Source organism: Maritalea mobilis, from assembly GCF_004363175.1.
In the GTDB taxonomy this organism is placed as follows: domain Bacteria; phylum Pseudomonadota; class Alphaproteobacteria; order Rhizobiales; family Devosiaceae; genus Maritalea; species Maritalea mobilis.
Map to the genome: position 1 here is coordinate 396,195 of NZ_SNYR01000003.1, position 20,038 is coordinate 416,232.

Genomic DNA, 20,038 nt, shown 5'->3' on the forward strand with positions numbered 1-20,038 from the left:
CTTCGCGATTTCCGGCAATGGCCCACTTCACCTTTTGTTTTATTCCGCTATAAGTAACCCCGTTAATTCATTGTAGATTGTAAATAGGTTGATCCATGACCGAGTTTCAGAACCGCCTTTTCTCAGGTGTTAAGCCCTCAGGTGATTTGCACTTAGGCAATTATCTGGGCGCGATCCGTCGTTTTGCCCCCATGCAAGAGCAGTTTGACTGCATCTTTTGCGTGGTTGATATGCATGCGATTACGGTCTGGCAAGAGCCTGAAGATTTGCGCCATAAGACAAGGGAAATTGCCGCGACCTATATTGCCACCGGCGTAGACCCGAAAAAATCCATTATTTTCAACCAAAGCCAAGTGATGCAGCATGCAGAGCTGGCATGGATTTTCAATTGTGTGGCCCGTATCGGTTGGATGAACCGCATGACCCAATTTAAGGATAAAGCGGGCAAAAACCGCGAAAATGCCTCCTTGGGTCTTTATGCTTATCCAAGCTTGATGGCAGCGGATATTCTGCTTTATCGCGGCACACATGTGCCGGTGGGCGACGACCAGAAGCAGCATTTGGAGCTGACCCGCGACATTGCGCAAAAATTCAACAATGATTTCAAAAAGCAAATTGTTGAAGAAGGTTTTGAAGATGGTGACTTTTTCCCGCTGACGGAGCCATTAATCTCTGGCCCGGCCATGCGGATTATGTCTTTGCGCGATGCGTCGAAGAAAATGTCTAAATCAGATGATTCCGAAATGGCCTGCATTGGCCTGATGGACAGTGCGGACGATATCGCCAAAAAGCTGCGGAAAGCAAAAACCGATCCTGAACCCTTGCCATCAGAGATGGAGGGATTGGAAGATCGTCGTGAAGCCCGCAATTTGGTTGAGATTTACGCGGCCTTGGCCAATATCAGCTCAGAAGATGTGCTGAAAGAATTTGGTGGCCAAGGGTTTGGTGCATTTAAACCCGCTCTTGCGGAGCTTGCGGTTGAGAAATTGGCCCCAATCTCTGAAGAAACCAAGCGCATGTTGGCGGACCCGGCTGAAGTGGACAATATTTTGCGTGACGGGGCAGGTCGTGCCCGCGAAATCGCAGAAGAAACCATGAAGCATGTGCGCCAAATCGTTGGTTTTGTTAGCTAAAATATGCCTGATCGAAATGCGCTTGGCAAAAGCGCATTTCGGTGGCAGCATGTCGCCATGAGCGTTGAGCACGAAGATCAGACAGCCCAAATGCCAGATTTTGGCGGGCGTAAATTTTTAGCCGTTTTGGACGGCACAGAAGAATGTTGGGTGGCGGTGACCTTTGCCGCCTACCGCATGAAGCGCACGGGTGGCATCGTCAAACTTTTGGTGGTGATAGAGCCGGATGACTTTCAGCACTGGATCGGTGTGGAAGATGTGATGCGCGCCGAAGCCTATGAACAAGCCAATCAATGGTTGGATGAGGCAGAAACCAAAATCGCCCAAATCGGCAATATCCAAGTGGAGCGCGAAATCCGCGAAGGCCGCACCGCCGACGAGATTGAAGAGCTGATCAGCGAAGATAAAAATATCTCCATTCTGGTGCTGGCGTCTTCCACCTCAACCGATGGGCCAGGGCCTTTGGTCAGCACATTGGCAGCACGCGGGGCCAACGCTTTGCCCATTCCCGTGGCAATTGTGCCAGGCATTTTGACCGACAGTCAGATCGCGGAATTGGCATAAATTTCCTCAAATTGCCGAAATTTTGTGCGATTCAATGCTTGCCTTTGACGCGCAAAAGACTATTTTAAAATCATTCTAAACTGATTTCGGGTGTCCAAACCGCCCGACAAGATTAATCGGAGAGATCGGTCATGTTTATTCAAACCGAAGCGACGCCAAACCCACAAACCTTGAAATTTCTGCCGGGCCGCGATGTGTTGCCGGAGCAGCCAAAGGATTTTCGGGATGAAGAAGCTGCAAAAGCTTCGCCTTTGGCCAGCGCTTTGTTCACCATTGATGGGGTGACCGGTGTGTTCTTTGGCGCAGATTTTATCGCAGTCACCAAAGATGACAGTGATTGGGCGCATCTAAAGCCTGCCATTTTGGGTTCGATCATGGAACATTTCATGTCGAACCAGCCGCTTTTGAGCGATGGCGAAACTGCAGCGCAAAACACCCAAGCTGAGGAATTCTTTGAAGAAGACGACAAAGAGATGGTCGAAGTGATCAAGGAATTGTTGGATACACGTGTGCGTCCGGCGGTGGCCATGGATGGCGGCGACATCATCTTTAAAGGCTTTAAGCAAGGCACTGTTTATTTGCACATGCAAGGCGCGTGTTCAGGTTGCCCATCTTCAACCGCGACATTGAAAAATGGCATTGAAAACCTGTTGCGTCACTTTGTGCCGGGCGTGGAAGACGTTCAGCAAATCTAGGCGGTTCACACCGACTTGCGTTATCGACGCATATTTTTGACTTGATTTGTGGGCGGAGAACCGACAAACCATTTGCCTATGGAAAATGAGCTTCGCCCCCAACATCCTGTAATTCTAGCGCTTGATACAGCGCACCAATATTGTCAGGGCGCGCTGGTGCGGGCTGATGGCGAACTTCACCAAATTGTTGAACCGCGCAGCCGTGGCCATGCCGAACGTTTGATCGACATGGTGGACGAACTGTTGGCAGACGCGCACCTCACCATCAAAGAAATTGACCGCTTTGTGGTCACCACAGGCCCAGGCTCATTTACTGGTTTGCGGGTGGGCCTTGCCGCTGCGCGCGGATTCGGCGTGGCGTTGAATAAGCCCGTCCTTGGCCTTTCCACCTTGGAAGCCATGTCGCTTTCCGCCCCACCACAAACGCCTCATAAAGTGCTGTTCGATGCACGGCGCGACCAACATTACTTCCAAGCCTTTGCCGCCCCCGGCCAACCAAGTGGTGCGCCGCAACTGCTGGAAAATGACCGGATTGAAGAACATATCAATCGGGGTGATTTGGTGTTGGGCACTGGTGCAGATTTCGCCATCGACCAATGCGGTGCGAAGGGTAATTCTGATGCGGCCGAATGGCTCGATATTGCCCGTGTGGCCCGCTATGGCGCATTGATCGCTGCGGATAATTACAAGCCAGAGCCGCTTTATGTGCGCGCTGCCGATGCCAAACCGCAAAGCGGCAAAAGCATTGCCCGCGAGGGACATGCCCGATGAAAATCTGGTCAGCGCCGCTCGGTTTGCACATCGAAATGGCAGACAGCCAAGACGCAGAACAATTGGCCAAGCTGCACGCAGAGGGCTTTTTCCGGGGCTGGTCAGTGCCCGATTTTGTGGCCTATATCAGCAACAAAGACACGCCCATCTATGTGGCGTGCGACAAACACCGCAAAATTGCCGGCTTTTCCATTTTGCGGGTGCAAAATGATGAGTGCGAGCTGCTGACCATCGTGGTGAGCAAGCGTTTTCGCGGTAAAAAATTAGGCGATGCGTTGATGAAAGCCATGTGGCAAGATTTGTTTTATTCTCCCGTCACCAAGATGTTTTTGGAAGTGGATGAAGACAATGAGCCGGCGAAAAATCTTTATGCCCAATATGGATTTGCCCAAGTGGGCACGCGCCGCGGCTATTATCCGCGACCAGATGGCCACACGGCCACCGCACTTGTCATGCGTGCCGATCTCGGCTAACCCGTTGGCAATAGTGCGCACAAAAGGATAGGTCTAATGAGCGAAAATGCAGACGTCAGCCATTTGGAAAATATGTGCGAAAAGTCTGGCATGCGCATGACCGAACAGCGCCGCGTGATCGCGCGGGTGCTGGAGGGGGCAACCGACCATCCGGATGTGGAAGAGCTTTACCGCCGCGCCTCGAAGATCGATGAACGCATTTCCCTGTCCACTGTTTATCGCACCGTGAACCTGTTTGAAGAAGCAGGGTTGGTCGCCAAGCATGATTTTAAAGATGGCCGCGCCCGGTTTGAACCGATCCCCGATGAACATCATGATCATCTGATCGATGTGCGCTCAGGCCGTGTGATCGAATTTCGCAATGAAGAAATCGAAGCCATCCAAGAAGTGATTGCCCGCAAGCTCGGCTATAAATTGGTGGACCACCGCTTGGAGCTTTATGGCGTGCCGCTCAATGATGCGGCAAAAGAGGCAGAAGAAGACTAATATGATCCTATCCGGCTTAATCTTCTTCCTCATCATTGTGCCGATTTTGCTGGTGTTGGGGCTGATACAACAGGTGATTTTGTGGCTGCGCTTGCCACAATGGAATGTGATCCCGATGCTGGCGCACAAATTGCTCTGCAAATATTTGGGCATCAAAGTGAATGTGGTGGGCAAAATCGCCAAAGGCAAACCCACCCTTTTGGTGTCGAACCATATTTCCTGGATGGATATTCCAGCCATTGGCGCCGTGCTGCCCATCAGCTTTGTGGCCAAAGCCGAAGTGGGGCGCTGGCCGATCGTGCGCACCTTGGCCAAAATGCAAAAAACCATTTTTGTCGACCGCACCCGCAAAACCGATACGGGCCGCGTGGCCACTGAAATGGGCGCGCGCATGAATGAAGGGCGCGGCGTGGTGCTGTTTGCCGAAGGCACATCCGACATTGGCAGCCATGTTTTGCCTTTCCGCTCCGCGCTAGTTGGGGCAACCCAAATGGCTATGAAGTCTGGCGGGGGTGAAGAGATTTACATCCAGCCCATGTGCATCGCTTATACCAAGCTGAACGGCTTGCCCATTTCCCGCGCTGAACGCACCAAAATTGCTTGGGTTGGCGATATGGGGCTAACCGATAACTTGAGCGACATTTTGCTGTCGGGCACAAAATCGGTGACCATTATGCTGGGCGAACCGATGCTGATCGACGCGGAAATGAACCGCAAGGCCATCACCCAAAAAGCCCATGCCCAAGTGCGGGCCATGTTGGTGGCTTTGAACCGTGGTTTGCCATTGCCGCAGGTGCATCAGGGCTAAATTTGCAACATCAGCAGAATCGTCGCATTTCCGGTGGTTTGCACAGGGCTCATTTTGGTGTAACAAGTCGCTCCTGAACTTCCCCTTATTGGCGAAAAGAATTTGTGACTGCGATGAAAAAGCTCTTTATCAAAACCTATGGCTGCCAAATGAACGTTTATGACAGTGATCGCATGAGTGATGCGCTGGCAGCGTCTGGCTATGAGGCAACCACAGAGATCAATGATGCTGATCTTGTGGTGCTGAACACTTGCCATATTCGCGAAAAAGCAGCTGAAAAAGTATATTCAGAGCTGGGCCGTTTACGCATTTTGCGTCAGTCGCAAGAAGCCAAAGGCAAAAAGATGATGATCGGCATTGCCGGTTGTGTGGCTCAGGCTGAAGGCGAAGAGATTATGCGCCGCGCGCCGGTGGTCGACTTGGTTTTTGGCCCGCAATCCTATCACAAATTGCCTGAATTGGTGGGCCGCGCCGCCAATGAAAAGGTGGTGGAAACTGACTTTCCGGCAGAAGACAAATTTGAGCATTTGCCCAAAGCCAAAAAGGAAACCACCATTGCCCGTGGCCTAACGTCCTTTTTGACCGTGCAGGAAGGCTGCGACAAATTTTGTTCCTTCTGTGTGGTGCCCTATACCCGCGGTGCTGAAGTGTCTCGCCCCGTGGCGCAAGTGGTGGCTGAAGCGCAAAATCTGGTCGATGGTGGCGTGAAAGAAATCACGCTGCTGGGTCAGAATGTGAACGCCTATCACGGCCTCGATGAAAAGGGGAACAGCACCGGATTGGCCGATCTGATCTATCGTTTGGCGGACATTAAGGGGTTGGAGCGCCTTCGCTACACGACATCGCACCCGCGCGATATGGATGATGCGTTGATCGAGGCGCACCGCGATCTCGATATGCTGATGCCTTATCTGCATTTGCCGGTGCAAGCTGGGTCTGACAAGATTTTGAAGGCCATGAACCGCCAGCACACGGCCAAAGAATATATGGATCTGATCGACCGCATCCGCACCGCACGGCCTGATTTGGCGCTTTCAGGCGACTTTATTGTCGGCTTCCCCGGTGAAACGGAAGAAGATTTTGAAGCCACCATGCAGTTGGTGAAAGACGTGCACTACGCAGCGGCCTATTCCTTCAAATATTCAACTCGCCCTGGCACCCCCGGCGCGGAGATGGACGGGCAAGTGCCAGAAGATGTGAAATATGAGCGGTTGCAGCGGTTGCAAGAATTGCTCAACGCCCAACAAAAAGAGTTCAATGATTCATGCGTGGGCAAAACCTTCCCCGTACTTTTTGAGAAAAAAGGCCGCGACGAAGGTCAGATCGTTGGGCGGTCACCCTATCTGCAACCCGTACAAGTTGAAGCAGATTTGTCTCTAATTGGCACAATTCGACCTGTTTCTATGTATGATACCGGGAAATTTTCACTCTTTGGTAAGATTGTCACATAATAATCTGAATAGATGCGTATAGTTGGGGTAAGGCTTTAACTTGATTCGACAGGAGCGCTGATTGACAAAAACTTGGTCGCCTGAGGGCCAGCAAAACACCACCAATGATGTGGAACTTGCTTTTGAAGATAACCGGCTGGTGTCCCAGCTATATGGTGAATTCGACCAAAATCTTGCGCTGATCGAACAAAAACTGGGCATTCAAACCATATCGCGGGGCAATCACGTCTTTCTGTCCGGCAGCAATGTGGCGGTGGACCAAGCCCGCCGTACCCTCGAAACCCTTTATGAAATGTTGGAAAATGGCCAAGCCATCACGCCCGGCGAGGTGGATGGGGTCATCCGGATGATTTTGACAGAAGATAGCCAACTCACATTGCCCACATTTGAAAAACGCGGCCGCGTGCGCATGGCGCAAATCGCCACGCGTAAATCAACCATTGTGGCCCGTTCCCCCGCGCAGGATGGGTATATCCGCGCCATGGATCGGCAGGAATTGGTGTTTGGCGTTGGCCCGGCGGGCACGGGCAAAACCTATTTGGCTGTGGCTTATGCGGCTACCTTGTTGGAACGCGGCGAAATCAACCGTATCATCTTGTCGCGCCCAGCGGTGGAAGCGGGTGAGCGCTTGGGCTTTTTGCCCGGCGATATGAAGGAAAAGGTCGATCCTTATCTGCGCCCGCTTTATGACGCGCTTTATGATATGATGCAGCCGGAAATTGTTGAACGCTGCCTTGAAAGCCAAACCATCGAAGTGGCGCCGCTGGCCTTTATGCGTGGGCGCACATTGTCCAATGCCGTGGTGATTTTGGACGAAGCTCAAAACACCACAACCCAGCAAATGAAAATGTTTTTGACCCGTTTGGGCGAAAACTCAAAAATGATTATCACCGGCGACCCAAGCCAGATCGACTTGCCCAATGGCGTGCGCTCGGGCTTGGTGGAAGCGCTGGATTTGCTCAATGGCGTCAAAGGCATTCAGATCACCCGCTTCACGGATAAAGATGTGGTGCGCCACGAATTGGTGGCCCGCATCATCCGCGCTTACGATGGCAAGCCGCAAGAAGATGAGGCCTAACGCCTTATGTCGGCTTATCAGATTGAGATTGATGTGCTGCGCAATGATGAGCGTTGGCCAGAGCCATTAGCAGATCAAATTGATCATATTGTCAGCACCGCGCTCGACACATTGGGATTGGTGATCGAAGGGCCCGCCGAATTGTCGCTGCTGCTGACCAATGATGAAGAGCAGCAAAAGCTGAATGCCAATTGGCGGCAAAAAGACAAAAGCACCAATGTGCTCTCTTTCCCGCAAATTGAGCCGGATGAAGCCATTGAAGGCATGTTGGGCGATATTTCTTTTGCCTATGAAACCGTGAAGCAAGAAGCGGAAACGGAACAAAAACAATTCGACCATCATTTCGCCCATTTGCTTGTTCATGGCTTTCTGCATATTTTGGGCTATGATCATTTGGAAGATGATGAGGCAGAAGAAATGGAAGCCGCAGAGCGAAAAATATTGGCGCGGCTTGACATTGCAGACCCTTATGCCGACATAGTTGAACAATAAACGGCCAAAAAGAAAATGGCCAAAAGCACGGAGAGAAAACGGTTTTAGCTAAAACCGATCGACATGAACGATAAAGATCAATCTATCGCCGCGGCGGATCGGCCGCATCGCCAAGTTGGCGACCAGAGTTCCTACACTGAGGAAGCCCCCCGTTCATTCTGGGCGCGTTTGCGTGCCAAGCTCACCGGTAAAGCGCCTTCATTGCGCGAAGATTTGCAAGTTGCGCTGGATGACAACACCGAAACAGAAGGCGATGGCGCCTTTTCTGCCGGTGAAAAAGCGCTGATTCAAAATGTTCTGAACCTTGCCCACACCCGTGTTGAAGATGTGATGGTGCCGCGCGCTGATATTGAAGCGTGCGAAGACAATGCGTCCATGTCCTCTCTTATTGCGCGTTTCCGCGAGGCGGGTCATTCGCGCCTGCCCATTTATGGCGACAATCTCGATAATATTATCGGCATGATCCATATTAAGGATTTGCTGCTGTCGCTGGCGGAACCACAGCCAGAAAATGAAAAGCCGGACCAACCGGAAAAGCTGAAAAGCCCGCTCTTGCGCACGCAAATTGCCAAGCAACGGAAAATGGTGCGCGATGTGTTGTTCGTGCCGCCCTCTATGCCTGTGGCAACCTTGTTGCAGCGCATGCAAACCACCCGCGTTCACATGGCGATTGTGGTGGATGAATATGGCGGCACCGATGGTTTGGTGACCATCGAAGATTTGCTGGAAGCCGTGGTGGGCGATATTGAAGACGAACATGATGAAGCGGACGCCAGCCAGCTCAAGCGTGTGGACGAAAACACGCTGATTGCAGATGCGCGGGTCGAGTTGGAAGATTTATCTGATGAGCTTGGTCCAAACTTCCAGCCCGGTGAAGCGGCAGAAGATGTGGATACACTTGGCGGTTTGATCATCAATTTGGTAGATCGCGTGCCCGTACGTGGCGAAGTGATCGCCAAAGTACGTGGGTTCGAATTTGAAATTATGCAGGCTGATCCTCGCCGCGTGAAAAAGATCAAAATCACCCGCCGTCGTCGTGGGTTGCGCACACGCACACGACCTGCTGGCCCCGGCGAATTTGCGCCCGCTGCGCAAAATATAGATCCAAATCGGCCGAAGCCGACAGCAGCCGAAGCCAAAGCCGAACCGGAAAAAGAAAAAGCATCCGCCACTGGTTAAATCAGTGGCGGTCAGCCTCCACAAAAATGTCGGATTAAATCGGCAAAACTTGTCCATTGAAATATAGGACAAATCAGGATTCACTTGCCCAAATCAACCTGCCGGGCGAGAGCCAAGCAAATTTGAGTGAAGGGATGTTGGTGTGAGACTGAGCGCTATTGCCGATTGGTGTGTGTTGTCCCATGGTCCCAAACGTTATATCGCGCTGTTCATCATCGGTGCGTTGGCAGCGCTTGCTTTGCCACCTTTCAAAGTCCTTCCATTATTTTTTATCGGCATTGCCGCGCTGGTGTGGTTTTTGGATGGGGTGGAAACCCAATCCGGTTGGCGCAAGCTTTTTGGTCCTGCCTTTTGGATCGGCTGGGCATTTGGCTTTGGCTATTTTACCGTCAGCTTGCATTGGCTGGGCGCTGCGTTCTTTGTAGATGGCGATCTATTTTTGTGGGCCTTGCCGATCGGCATTTTAGGGCTTCCAGCTTTCCTCGCGATTTTTTGGGCATTCGGCACCGCCTTTGCGCATTTATTTTGGTCCGACTATGCCCAACGCATCTTCGCCCTTGCTGCCTTTATCGCGCTGTTTGAATTTTTGCGCGGCATCGTGCTCACCGGATTGCCGTTCAACGTGCCCGGCTATGTGCTGACTGCGCATCCTTATCTGATGCAAAGCGCCGCATATCTTGGCGTTCATGGCCTCAGCTTTATTGCGCTATTGGTCGGTGCCAGTCTGGCGTTGTGGGTCACGCCTTTGGCGGGCGACAGGGCAAAATATTTGCCTGTTATCGCCTTATTGGGCTTGGGCATTATGGCCGGGCTGGGCGCATGGCGTTATCACCAAGCCCCGTTTGAGCCGCGGCCAGATGTGCGCTTGCGGTTGGTGCAGCCAAATATTCCGCAAAATCAAAAATGGGATCCGCAATATAAAGATGCGATTTTCAATTCTTTGCTCGGCTTGTCGCAAACACGCATAGACCCGAATGATCCGGGTTTGATCAGCACCACCCATCTAATCTGGCCAGAAAGCGCGTTTCCATTTTATGTGGCCGAAGAGCCAGAGGCCTTAGCCCGCATTGCCCGCATGTTGCCGCAAGATACATTGCTGCTCACTGGCGCCGCGCGCCGCAATTATGATTTGGGCGGCTTTTCCGACCAAAATAATGAAGTTTTCAATTCGATTCTGGCGATCAATGATCAAGGCGAAATCATCGCCTCTTATGATAAGCGCCGTCTGGTGCCCTTCGGTGAATATTTGCCGCTTAAATCGCTATTGACCCAATTGGGGCTGCGCAAATTTGTGGCGGCGGCAGACAGTTTTGTAAAAGGCAAGGAAACAGGTTTGGCATTTGCGCCCCAAAACACACCTGCCATTTTGCCGCTCATTTGTTATGAGGTGATTTTTTCTGGCGCGTTGGGCCAAAAGGCTGAAAATGCGGAATGGATACTCAACCTCACCAATGATGCTTGGTTCCAAGGCACAATTGGACCAGCACAACATGCGCATCACGCAAGGGTGCGCGCGGTGGAACAAGGCTTGCCTTTGGTGCGGGTGGCGAACACGGGTCACACATTTGTGACAGACCCAATTGGACGTATTACTACGCAAATTCCGGTAGATACGCCCGATCTAGCCCTCGCACAAATACCATACCCCCTTGAGAAGACAATCTTTTCGCAATACACTTACCTATTATTTTACTTAATTATTGGCGCATCCATATTTGCCGTTTTTTTGCGAAATCGCTGGCGCCACACTTGGGAGACATAGTTGGGACATTCAGCACCACCCCGTCAACCGCATGCCATTGATACTCAAGTTGGCGTTTTTCTACGCCAACGTCGAAAAGAATTAGGTATGTCGATGAAAAAGCTCGCAGACGCTGCGGGTATTACTTATCAGCAAATTCAAAAGTACGAAACGGGCACCAATCGTGTGCCCGCTTCTCGTTTGGCCGTTCTGGCGCGTATACTCGGCGTAGAACCAGGTCAGTTTTATCAAGCCGCAACGGAAGGCGGGTTTGGGGAAGAAGGGCAAGATGCCTTCTCCATGGGCCCAGCAGATGAACGCATTCGGCTGCTCAAAGCTTATGACCTGATAGATAGCCCCCATGCGCGGGACACTTTGGTTCAATTGGCAGAGCAAATGGCTAAGAATGGGGAAGCGAATAATATTTCGCCCATGGCCAAAAGCCGACGAACTTAAAGACTTGCCCTAAAGATATAACGTTTTCTTTATATCCTTATTGCATAAGATGGTGCCAACCTTTATGAAGGTGAACCCAAGCCTGATGGCTTTAGGGTTTTGCAATCACTTTGCCTGCAAGGTGGGTTTTGTTCAAATAATGAAAGGCTATGCGTGTGGCGTCCTCTTCATATCTTTTTACCTCCGAATCAGTGTCAGAAGGTCATCCAGACAAGATTTGCGATCGCATATCGGATGCAATTTTGGATGGTTTTTTAAAGGAAGACCCCTATTCGCGCGTGGCTGTTGAAACATTAGCCACCACCAATCGCGTGGTTTTGGCCGGGGAAACCCGCGGCCCCAAAACCATGGATGCGGAGCGCATGGAAGCCATCGCACGCGAATGCATCAAAAATATCGGTTATGAGCAGGAAGGCTTTCACTGGCAAAATGCGCAAGTGGATTGTTTCGTGCACGAGCAATCGCCTGAAATTGCCCAGGGCGTAGATGCCTCTGGCAACAAGGATGAAGGCGCAGGCGACCAAGGTATTATGTTTGGCTTTGCCACCAATGAAACCAAAGAATTGATGCCAGCCCCAATCTTGTTCGCCCATAAGATTTTGCGCTCGCTGGCAGATGCCCGCCACAATGGCGATGTGCCGCAATTGCGGCCTGACGCGAAGAGCCAAGTTACCTTGCGTTATGAGAATGGCGTGCCCATGGGCACCACATCTATCGTATTGTCGACCCAACATGAGCGTGGGTTAACACAAGACGATGTGCGCAAAATTGTGCGTCCCTATGTGATTGATGCCTTGCCCGAAGGCTGGATGTGCCCTGAAGACGAATTCTATGTGAACCCAACAGGTGAATTTGTGATCGGTGGTCCAGATGGAGATGCGGGTCTTACAGGCCGTAAAATCATTGTGGACACTTATGGCGGCGCTGCCCCTCATGGCGGCGGTGCATTTTCTGGCAAAGACCCCACCAAAGTCGACCGTTCGGCTGCCTATGCTGCCCGCTATTTGGCGAAAAATGTGGTGGCTGCAGGCTTGGCCGATAAATGCGTGATCCAATTGTCTTATGCCATTGGCGTGTCCAAGCCCCTGTCCATTTTTGTGGACCTGTTCGGCACCGGCAAAGTGAATGAAGAAAAGCTCGGCCAAGTGCTCAACAAGGTGATGAACCTGTCGCCACGTGGCATTCGTGAGACGTTGGAGCTGAATAAGCCCATCTATGAACGCACCGCAGCCTATGGTCATTTTGGCCGTCAGCCTGATGAAGATGGCGGTTTTTCTTGGGAACGGACCGATTTGGCCGAAAAAATTCTGGCCGAATTGACCTAAAACCAGTACATCGCCGGGTCATGACGGAAAAAAACAAAACTGACTTTGGCCTTGAAGCCGAGCGGCGTGCCTTTTTTGGGCGTCGCTCGACCCATAAACTCTATTCGACCCAGCAAAAGCTGGTGGATGAGTTGCTGCCCCACATTGAGATCGATCTGGAAAAGGGCGCACCTGACCTTAAACAGCTGTTTGGCGACAGATCTGACGCGCCGCTCTTTTTAGAGATTGGCTTTGGCGGCGGCGAACATTTGGCACGACATGCCAAGGCCAAACCCGCGCAAAATTTCATTGGCTGCGAACCCTTTATGGGCGGCGTTGGCAAAATGCTCGCCGCCATCGATCAGGACGATCTGGAAAATGTTCGGCTATATCGCGAAGATGCGCTGCATTTGTTGCGGGCCCTGCCGGATCAGTCCGTTGCAGGGGCCTATCTGCTTTATCCCGACCCGTGGCCGAAAAAGCGCCACCATAAGCGGCGGTTCGTAAACCCAGTGACATTGGGCGAACTGGCGCGAATTTTGAAGCCGGGCGCTGAATTTCGGGTTGCGACAGATATTGATGATTATGCCACATGGGTTTTGGCCCATATGGTGCGGCGAGATGATTTTGCCTGGCAGCCCAAACATGCCAGCGAATGGCGCACCCCTTGGGCTGATTGGCAACCCACGCGCTATGAGCAAAAGGCCAAGCGCGAAGGTCGCTCCTCATTCTACTTCAGCTTTTACCGCAAATAGACCTTAAAAGAACTCGATCTTATCCAAGCTGGCTTTGAAGAAGGGGAAATAATCCTCTGTGCCGAAATGGTTGCCCACATCCACTTGGGCCGCAATTTTGGTGCCTTCAATATCGATGAATGTGCTCGGCGTGCCGCCAAAAGGTTGTGGCCTATATTGCCCCTCCGCATTGGCATTGCTCCAGCGTTCAATCACATAGGCTTTGGGCTGGCCATCCTGATTTAAATGCACGTCGACCCAATGACGACCTGTTGATGTGGTGAGCCATGCGCGGGCAATATTAGGCCCTTCCTGTGTCCAGGCCACGCCATTTTGCGGCAACAATGCAGCAGGCGACCAAGCGGCCAGTTCCACCAACAATCGCCCTTCAGCCGATTTAAAATGATCGTCACTTCCCCCATCGCGGGCGACGGGGACATTGCCAAACAGCCAAAACCGGGTCCAAGATTGGTCGTCCCACATCATATCGCTGCCGCTGATCAGCATCGGGAAGCTATTGGAGCGCAGCGCCCAAGTGAACCCACGGTCTGGAACGATAAATTGGGTGGCGGTGAACGGAAAATAATTCGGTTGTGCCTTGTCACCAAGGCCCAACTCGCCATGCATCTCCAACCGAACATTGCGGTAAAGCTTTGCGCCGGGCCGTAAAGAGAAGTTGAAATAACGCTGCGCTGCTTCAGGCAAGTCTGAAACAAGCGCTGGATCATAAGTCTCAACGTCCTGCCCAGCCGGAGTGCTCAAATCTTGTGTAATTTGATGCAGTTCAGCTTTGTCGAGCAGATTGCGGCCATAAAAGCCGAGCACCAAACCCAATATGATCAGCGGTAAAATCCACCACAATGTAATCATTTTGACGCCCATCTATGTCACTCCTTTTGCAGCACAATAGTTGATGGACACGGGCGTGCCTTGATCGGCGTCAAGCGACGACTGCGCAAATGGGTTGCGAATAAGCGAATTTCGGACTATAAAGGCGTCAAAATCACAGTTGAACATGTGAGAGTGGGTCCAGCCGGTCCCGCTCTTTTTTGATATTAGGGGCCAATGAAACAGCTTTTGGACTTAAATGAAAAAGCCTTTGGGCGCGCAGGGCCGCTGGAAGAGCGGATTTGGGCGATCCTTGAGCCTGTAGCTGAAGATATGGGCTATCGCTTGGTGCGCGTGCGCGTCACCGGTGATAATGGCTGCACGCTGCAAATCATGGCAGAAAATGCCCAAGGCGACTTCACCATCGAAGACTGCGAAAAATTCTCACGCGAGATTTCGCCAATTCTGGACGTTGAAGAGCCGATTGAGCGTGCCTATCATTTGGAAGTGTCTTCCCCCGGTGTGGACCGGCCATTGGTGCGCTTGTCAGACTTTGAAATGTGGGCGGGACACGAGGCCAAAATTGAATTGGCACAATTGCAGGACGGGCGCAAAAGATTTCGCGGCACCTTGCAAGGGGTGAATGAAGATCAAATATTGATCCATATTCCCGACACGCCAAAAGGCGAAGAACCGGTTTGGGCGCTGAAGATCGAAGATTTGGCAGAAGCCAAATTGGTGATGACCGACAAATTGCTTGATGAAGCACGTGCCCGTCAGGAAGCGGCAAGCCCGCTGGATAATCCTGAATTGGAAACAGAACTTGATGAAGCTGACCACGATAAGGATGGGACAGATGAAGCTTAACTTGATGCCTCTTAAGGAGACCAACTAATGGCTGTCAGTGCAAACAGGCTTGAACTGCTGCAAATTGCCGACGCGGTAGCGCGGGAAAAATCAATCGATCGGATGATCGTGATTGAGGCAATGCAGGATGCCATTCAAAAAGCTGCTCGCTCGCGCTATGGCGCTGAGACTGAGGTGAAGGCGGAAATCAACCCATCAACCGGCGAACTGAAAATGTGGCGCTTGTTGGAAGTGGTGGAAACCGTTGAAGAATATAGCCGCCAGATCAGCCTTGAAGATGCACGCAACCGCAATTCTGCGGCGCAGTTGGGTGACTATGTGACCGAATCGCTGCCGCCCATCGAGTTTGGCCGGATTGCAGCTCAGTCTGCCAAGCAAGTGATTGTACAAAAAGTGCGCGATGCTGAACGCGAGCGCATGTATGAAGAATATAAGGACCGCATTGGCGAAATCATCAACGGCACCGTGAAACGTGTTGAATATGGCAATGTGATTGTGGATTTGGGTCGTGGCGAAGCGATTATCCGTCGTGATGAATTGATCCCACGTGAAACATTCCGCTATGGCGACCGTGTACGTGCTTACATCCATGATGTGCGCCAAGAACAGCGTGGCCCGCAAATCTTCTTGTCACGTACGCACCCGCAATTCATGGCCAAATTGTTCACGCAAGAAGTGCCAGAAATTTACGATGGTGTGATCAATATCCGCTCTATCGCCCGCGACCCAGGTTCACGTGCGAAAATTGCAGTGGTGTCTAACGATTCATCTATCGATCCGGTAGGTGCTTGTGTGGGTATGCGTGGTTCGCGCGTGCAGGCTGTTGTGAACGAGCTGCAAGGCGAAAAGATCGACATTATCCCATGGACCGAAAATATCGCTGATTTGGTGGTGTCTGCATTGCAGCCTGCTGAAGTGGTGAAAGTGGTTCTGGACGAGCAAGTTGAGCGTGTTGAAGTTGTGGTGCCGGATGAGCAATTGTCCTTGGCCATTGGTCGTCGCGGTCAAAATGTGCGCTTGGCCTCACAATTGACCGGTTGGGACATCGACATCTTGACTGAGCAAGAAGAGAGCGAGCGTCGCCAGAAAGAATTCACCGAACGCTCAGACCTATTCATGAATGCCATGAATGTGGACGAGATGGTGGCCCAACTCTTGGCATCAGAAGGCTTTGCGTCTTTGGAAGAAGTGGCCTATGTTGAGCCAATCGAAATTTCTTCCATCGAAGGCTTTGATGAAGAAACTGCAGCAGAAATTCAGGCCCGTGCGGCAGAATTTTTGGAGCAGGCTGAACGCGACCGCGATCAAAAGCGGACCGAATTGGGCGTTCAAGATGAGCTTTATGAAATTGACGGTCTAAACGCTGCCATGTTGGTGGCTTTGGGCGAAGATGAAGTGAAAACCATCGAAGATTTCGCAGGCTACACACCAGATGATCTGGTGGGTTGGAAAGAACGCGAAAATGGCGAAGTCAAATTCTATGACGGCATTTTCAAAGACTTCCCGATCAGCCGTGAAGAAGCTGAAGAGATGATTATGTCTGCCCGCGTAAAAGTTGGCTGGATCACCCAAGAAGAACTTGATGGTGATCAAGAGCTGACCGACGAAGAAGCAGACGCTGAAAGCGCAGAAGCGCAAGAGGAGTAAGACGCTGGAAACAACCCAAATGCCACAAGGTAAATATGCCATGGGCGACAAAGTGGATAAGAATTTGCGCACCTGTTGTGTGACACGCGAATCCTTACCCAAGTCCGAGTTAATTCGGTTTGCACTTGGTCCAAATGGCGAGATTTTACCTGATATTGCTGGAAAAGCTGGCGGACGTGGCGTATGGGTGACGGCGAACAGACAAATATTGGCGCAGGCGGTGGCTAAAAAAGCTTTCGCCCGTGCCTTAAAAACCCAAGTCAATGTGCCGGATAATTTGGTGGAAATCACCCAGGCACATTTGGAAAAGCGATTGTTGGGTGCATTAGGCCTAGCCATGAAAGGCGGCCATCTGGTCACGGGCTATGAAAAGGTGCGCTCCGCAATCGAAAAAGAGAAGATCAACGCCCTGATTGCCGCCAGCGATGGCAGCATGGATGGGCGGAAGAAAATAACCCAACTTCTACGCGCAATGGAGCTGGAAGATGAGGTGCCGCAAATAGATTTTCTCAATGCAGAACAATTGAGTTTGGCATTGGGCGGCAAAAATGTGATACATGCAGCGCTGGTAGGCGGCGCGGCGACAAAATCTGCAGTGGATCGGGCCAATCAATTGGTGCGATTTATGGCTGAGAACACAGGGTGAGTGACGGATATATGAGTGATAAGGACAAAAGATCAGATGCAACACCTGGTAGCGGGGGCAAAAAGACCCTGACGCTGAAAGGTGCGCCTGGTGGTGGCGCGCGCCCAGGTGGCACACGGTCGTCCCGGACCGTCGTGGTGGAAACACGCAATCGCCGGATCAACCCGCCAGCAGCGGGTGCGAATCGCGCGCGGCCTCAGCAAGGTGCTGCGCCAGCATCGCAAGGTGAAAAGCGTCCGCAACAATCAGCTGGTGGTCAAAAGCCACAGCAAGGTGGCGGCCAGCGTCAACAAAATCGCAAACCGCAGCAAGAGCGGGCACCGCGTCCTCAGCCACAGCAAGGGCTAACCAGCTCTGAATCAGCTGCACGCGAACGCGCATTGCGCGAAGCTGCCGCACGGGCTGAAGAAGAAGCGCGTCAGGCACAAGAAGCTGCCCGCCGTCGTGCAGAGGAAGATGCACGGCGTAAGGCAGAGCGTGAAGAAGCGGAACGGCGCCGGATTGAAGAAGAAGAGCGCCTAGAAGCTGAACGCGTTGCACGCGAAGAAGCAGAAGCGAAAAAAGAAAAAGCACAGCCAAAAGCCAAGGCAAAAGCTACGCCGGAACCTGCTGAACCAGCAGCACCTGCGGCTGATCCAGCCCGTAAGGGTGTGAACCACAAGCATGATGGTCAACGCAATAAGAGCTTGGTGAATGAAGAAGAGCTGGAGCGCGCCAAACGGGCAGCGCGTCCACAACCTTCGAAAAAACCAGCTGGTGACGACCGTCGTCGCACACGTTTGACCGTAACCTCTGCACTTTCAGGCGACAGTGAACGCGATCGCGGCCCATCTTTGGCAGCGATGAAGCGTCGTCGTGAAAAGCAAAAAGGCCGCGGCCCACAACAGGCGAAAGAAAAGATTTCGCGTGAAGTGACCATTCCAGAGGCCATTACCGTGCAGGAATTGGCCAACCGGATGGCTGAACGTGCGGTAGATGTGATCAAATTGTTGATGCAGCAGGGCCAAATGGCCACCATCAATGACGTGTTGGACGCAGACACAGCCGAACTGATCGCAGCAGAATTGGGCCACACCGTGAAGCGGGTTGCCGAATCTGACGTAGAAGTCGGCTTGTTTGAAGATGCTGCTGAGCAAAATCCAGATGATTTGAAGCCACGGGCACCAGTTGTGACCATTATGGGCCACGTTGACCATGGTAAAACATCACTTTTGGATGCGATCCGTGAAGCCAATGTGGTTTCTGGCGAAGCTGGTGGTATTACCCAGCATATCGGCGCCTATCAGGTTGACCGTGATGGGCACCAAATCACCTTCTTGGATACACCAGGCCACGAAGCCTTTACCGCCATGCGGGCACGCGGGGCGCAAGCCACCGACATCGCCGTTTTGGTTGTTGCGGCGGACGATGGCGTGATGCCGCAAACCATTGAATCGATCAAACACGCTAAGGCAGCAAATGTGCCGATTATCGTGGCGATCAACAAAATGGATAAACCAGAAGCTGACCCGAACCGCGTGCGCAACGAATTGTTGCAACATGAAGTGTTTGTGGAAAGCATGGGCGGTGAAATCCTCGACGTTGAAGTGTCTGCCATGAAAAAGCAGAACCTTGAAGGCATCTTGGACGCAATCATCCTGCAGGCCGAAATTTTGGAGTTGAAAGCCAATCCAAAAGGCCGGGCGCAAGGCATTGTTGTTGAAGCCAAATTGGATAAAGGCCGCGGCTCTGTGGCCACCGTATTGGTGCAAAACGGCGAATTGGCCGTTGGCGACATCGTTGTGGCGGGGTCACAATGGGCGAAAGTGCGGGCCTTGATCAACGATAAGGGCGAGCAAATCAAAACAGCTGGTCCTTCAACACCAGTTGAGATTCTCGGCTTTACCGGTGTGCCGGACGCAGGTGATTTGTTGGGTGCTGTGGAACATGAAGCCAAAGCGCGTGAAATTACCGAATATCGTCAGCGCAAGCAGCGTGAAAAATCAGCTGCGGGCGGCGTGACATCGCTTGAGCAAATGATGAGCCAGCTGAAAACCGAAGATTTGGCCAAGATTCCATTGGTCATCAAAGGTGATGTGCAAGGTTCTGTTGAGGCGATCAACGGTGCGCTTGACAAGTTGGCGACGGACGAAGTGTCTGCCCAAGTGCTGATTGCTGGCGTAGGCGGTATCACCGAATCTGACGTGACCTTGGCGGCAGCCTCTAAAGCTATCGTGATTGGCTTTAACGTGCGGGCCAACAAGCAAGCACGCGAAGCAGCGGCCCGTGAAGGCGTTGAAATTCGCTATTACAACATCATCTACGATCTCGTGGACGACGTGAAAGCAGCCATGTCTGGCTTGTTGTCACCTGAAGTGCGCGAAACCTTTATCGGTAACGCCGAAATTCTTGAGGTGTTCAACATCACCAAAGTGGGCCGCGTGGCAGGTTGCCGCGTAACCGATGGTATTGTGGAACGTGGCGCTGGCGTGCGCTTGATCCGTGATGATGTGGTGATCCACGAAGGCAAGCTTTCTACCTTGAAGCGCTTCAAAGACGAAGTGAAAGAGGTGAATGCAGGCCAAGAGTGCGGCATGGCATTCGAGAAATATGAAGACATGCGCGCAGGCGACGTAATCGAATGTTACCGCGTTGAAGAAGTCGCGCGGACTTTGTAAGTCACTCGGCTGCAGAGTTGAATTTGAG

Annotated in this window: 20 protein-coding genes; 19 read left to right on the forward strand and 1 reads right to left on the reverse strand. The window is 52.0% G+C overall.

Translation table 11 applies throughout. From position 1 onward, the window contains the following. The first annotated feature begins 95 nt into the window (after positions 1 to 95). From trpS to trmB, 15 genes are all read left to right on the forward strand, one after another. Positions 96 to 1,133 carry a tryptophan--tRNA ligase gene (gene trpS / locus ATL17_RS14620; protein WP_133573553.1) on the forward strand — a complete coding sequence of 346 codons (1,038 nt, stop codon included), beginning with the start codon at positions 96 to 98 and terminating at the stop codon, positions 1,131 to 1,133. 3 nt (positions 1,134 to 1,136) lie between these two features. Beyond that, positions 1,137 to 1,697 (forward strand): universal stress protein, encoded by a 561-nt coding sequence (locus tag ATL17_RS14625; RefSeq protein WP_342775954.1) that lies wholly within the window; start codon positions 1,137 to 1,139, stop codon positions 1,695 to 1,697. 131 nt (positions 1,698 to 1,828) lie between these two features. Next, positions 1,829 to 2,392, forward strand: a complete 564-nt coding sequence (locus ATL17_RS14630) for a NifU family protein (RefSeq protein ID WP_133573554.1) — start codon at positions 1,829 to 1,831, stop codon at positions 2,390 to 2,392. 78 nt (positions 2,393 to 2,470) lie between these two features. Further along, entirely contained in the window at positions 2,471 to 3,163 is a 693-nt protein-coding gene (gene tsaB / locus ATL17_RS14635; protein ID WP_133573555.1) for a tRNA (adenosine(37)-N6)-threonylcarbamoyltransferase complex dimerization subunit type 1 TsaB, read from the forward strand. Continuing rightward, positions 3,160 to 3,636 (forward strand): ribosomal protein S18-alanine N-acetyltransferase, encoded by a 477-nt coding sequence (gene rimI / locus ATL17_RS14640; protein ID WP_133573556.1) that lies wholly within the window; start codon positions 3,160 to 3,162, stop codon positions 3,634 to 3,636. The genes tsaB and rimI overlap by 4 nt, the downstream gene beginning before the upstream one ends. A 36-nt stretch (positions 3,637 to 3,672) precedes the next feature. Next, complete coding sequence (locus ATL17_RS14645; RefSeq protein ID WP_208111221.1) at positions 3,673 to 4,122, forward strand: Fur family transcriptional regulator; 450 nt, start codon at positions 3,673 to 3,675, stop codon at positions 4,120 to 4,122. A gap of 1 nt (position 4,123) precedes the next feature. After that, complete coding sequence (locus tag ATL17_RS14650; RefSeq protein ID WP_166639056.1) at positions 4,124 to 4,930, forward strand: lysophospholipid acyltransferase family protein; 807 nt, start codon at positions 4,124 to 4,126, stop codon at positions 4,928 to 4,930. A gap of 113 nt (positions 4,931 to 5,043) precedes the next feature. Further along, positions 5,044 to 6,381, forward strand: a complete 1,338-nt coding sequence (gene miaB, locus ATL17_RS14655; RefSeq protein WP_133573558.1) for a tRNA (N6-isopentenyl adenosine(37)-C2)-methylthiotransferase MiaB — start codon at positions 5,044 to 5,046, stop codon at positions 6,379 to 6,381. A 61-nt stretch (positions 6,382 to 6,442) separates the two neighbouring features. Further along, positions 6,443 to 7,459, forward strand: coding sequence for a PhoH family protein (locus ATL17_RS14660; RefSeq protein WP_133573559.1), 1,017 nt, complete (start codon positions 6,443 to 6,445; stop codon positions 7,457 to 7,459). 6 nt (positions 7,460 to 7,465) lie between these two features. Then, on the forward strand, positions 7,466 to 7,951 hold the full coding sequence (gene ybeY, locus ATL17_RS14665) for an rRNA maturation RNase YbeY (RefSeq protein ID WP_133573560.1): 486 nt from the start codon (positions 7,466 to 7,468) through the stop codon (positions 7,949 to 7,951). 63 nt (positions 7,952 to 8,014) lie between these two features. Further along, the gene (locus ATL17_RS14670; RefSeq protein ID WP_133573561.1) at positions 8,015 to 9,130 is read left to right on the forward strand and encodes a hemolysin family protein; all 1,116 of its coding nucleotides are present in this window, start codon (positions 8,015 to 8,017) and stop codon (positions 9,128 to 9,130) included. 142 nt (positions 9,131 to 9,272) lie between these two features. Next, the gene (gene lnt, locus ATL17_RS14675; protein WP_133573562.1) at positions 9,273 to 10,892 is read left to right on the forward strand and encodes an apolipoprotein N-acyltransferase; all 1,620 of its coding nucleotides are present in this window, start codon (positions 9,273 to 9,275) and stop codon (positions 10,890 to 10,892) included. Continuing rightward, positions 10,893 to 11,327, forward strand: coding sequence for a helix-turn-helix domain-containing protein (locus tag ATL17_RS14680; protein WP_281275900.1), 435 nt, complete (start codon positions 10,893 to 10,895; stop codon positions 11,325 to 11,327). It abuts the gene before it with no gap. Between the two features lie 155 nt (positions 11,328 to 11,482). Continuing rightward, positions 11,483 to 12,652, forward strand: a complete 1,170-nt coding sequence (gene metK / locus ATL17_RS14685; RefSeq protein ID WP_133573864.1) for a methionine adenosyltransferase — start codon at positions 11,483 to 11,485, stop codon at positions 12,650 to 12,652. 20 nt (positions 12,653 to 12,672) lie between these two features. Next, positions 12,673 to 13,386, forward strand: coding sequence for a tRNA (guanosine(46)-N7)-methyltransferase TrmB (gene trmB, locus ATL17_RS14690; protein ID WP_133573564.1), 714 nt, complete (start codon positions 12,673 to 12,675; stop codon positions 13,384 to 13,386). Positions 13,387 to 13,389: 3 nt separating this feature from the next. Here trmB and ATL17_RS14695 read toward each other — a convergent pair whose 3' ends face one another. Then, on the reverse strand, positions 13,390 to 14,247 hold the full coding sequence (locus ATL17_RS14695; RefSeq protein ID WP_133573565.1) for a DUF6544 family protein: 858 nt from the start codon (positions 14,245 to 14,247) through the stop codon (positions 13,390 to 13,392). 183 nt (positions 14,248 to 14,430) lie between these two features. Between ATL17_RS14695 and rimP the strand changes: the two genes are divergently transcribed. The 4 genes from rimP to infB are packed head-to-tail and all read left to right on the forward strand — an operon-like array spanning position 14,431 to position 20,010. Beyond that, on the forward strand, positions 14,431 to 15,060 hold the full coding sequence (gene rimP, locus ATL17_RS14700) for a ribosome maturation factor RimP (protein ID WP_133573566.1): 630 nt from the start codon (positions 14,431 to 14,433) through the stop codon (positions 15,058 to 15,060). 27 nt (positions 15,061 to 15,087) lie between these two features. After that, positions 15,088 to 16,707, forward strand: coding sequence for a transcription termination factor NusA (gene nusA / locus ATL17_RS14705; protein WP_133573567.1), 1,620 nt, complete (start codon positions 15,088 to 15,090; stop codon positions 16,705 to 16,707). A gap of 19 nt (positions 16,708 to 16,726) precedes the next feature. Beyond that, positions 16,727 to 17,353 (forward strand): RNA-binding protein, encoded by a 627-nt coding sequence (locus tag ATL17_RS14710; RefSeq protein ID WP_133573568.1) that lies wholly within the window; start codon positions 16,727 to 16,729, stop codon positions 17,351 to 17,353. 11 nt (positions 17,354 to 17,364) lie between these two features. Next, positions 17,365 to 20,010: a translation initiation factor IF-2 gene (infB, locus tag ATL17_RS14715; RefSeq protein ID WP_133573569.1), complete on the forward strand. Its 2,646-nt coding sequence runs from the start codon at positions 17,365 to 17,367 to the stop codon at positions 20,008 to 20,010. Positions 20,011 to 20,038: the final 28 nt, after the last annotated feature.

Excerpts from the sequence above, each read along its gene's own strand:
- ATL17_RS14645 (WP_208111221.1), top strand. The coding sequence starts at position 3,673 with ATGAGCGAAAATGCAGACGTCAGCCATTTGGAAAATATGTGCGAAAAG.
- rimP (WP_133573566.1), top strand. The coding sequence starts at position 14,431 with ATGAAACAGCTTTTGGACTTAAATGAAAAAGCCTTTGGGCGCGCAGGG.
- nusA (WP_133573567.1), top strand. The coding sequence starts at position 15,088 with ATGGCTGTCAGTGCAAACAGGCTTGAACTGCTGCAAATTGCCGACGCG.
- trpS (WP_133573553.1), top strand. The coding sequence starts at position 96 with ATGACCGAGTTTCAGAACCGCCTTTTCTCAGGTGTTAAGCCCTCAGGT.
- ATL17_RS14710 (WP_133573568.1), top strand. The coding sequence starts at position 16,727 with ATGCCACAAGGTAAATATGCCATGGGCGACAAAGTGGATAAGAATTTG.
- ATL17_RS14670 (WP_133573561.1), top strand. The coding sequence starts at position 8,015 with ATGAACGATAAAGATCAATCTATCGCCGCGGCGGATCGGCCGCATCGC.
- ATL17_RS14625 (WP_342775954.1), top strand. The coding sequence starts at position 1,137 with ATGCCTGATCGAAATGCGCTTGGCAAAAGCGCATTTCGGTGGCAGCAT.
- ATL17_RS14630 (WP_133573554.1), top strand. The coding sequence starts at position 1,829 with ATGTTTATTCAAACCGAAGCGACGCCAAACCCACAAACCTTGAAATTT.
- ATL17_RS14695 (WP_133573565.1), bottom strand. The coding sequence starts at position 14,247 with ATGGGCGTCAAAATGATTACATTGTGGTGGATTTTACCGCTGATCATA.
- ATL17_RS14650 (WP_166639056.1), top strand. The coding sequence starts at position 4,124 with ATGATCCTATCCGGCTTAATCTTCTTCCTCATCATTGTGCCGATTTTG.
- trmB (WP_133573564.1), top strand. The coding sequence starts at position 12,673 with ATGACGGAAAAAAACAAAACTGACTTTGGCCTTGAAGCCGAGCGGCGT.
- tsaB (WP_133573555.1), top strand. The coding sequence starts at position 2,471 with ATGGAAAATGAGCTTCGCCCCCAACATCCTGTAATTCTAGCGCTTGAT.
- ybeY (WP_133573560.1), top strand. The coding sequence starts at position 7,466 with ATGTCGGCTTATCAGATTGAGATTGATGTGCTGCGCAATGATGAGCGT.
- rimI (WP_133573556.1), top strand. The coding sequence starts at position 3,160 with ATGAAAATCTGGTCAGCGCCGCTCGGTTTGCACATCGAAATGGCAGAC.
- infB (WP_133573569.1), top strand. The coding sequence starts at position 17,365 with ATGAGTGATAAGGACAAAAGATCAGATGCAACACCTGGTAGCGGGGGC.
- miaB (WP_133573558.1), top strand. The coding sequence starts at position 5,044 with ATGAAAAAGCTCTTTATCAAAACCTATGGCTGCCAAATGAACGTTTAT.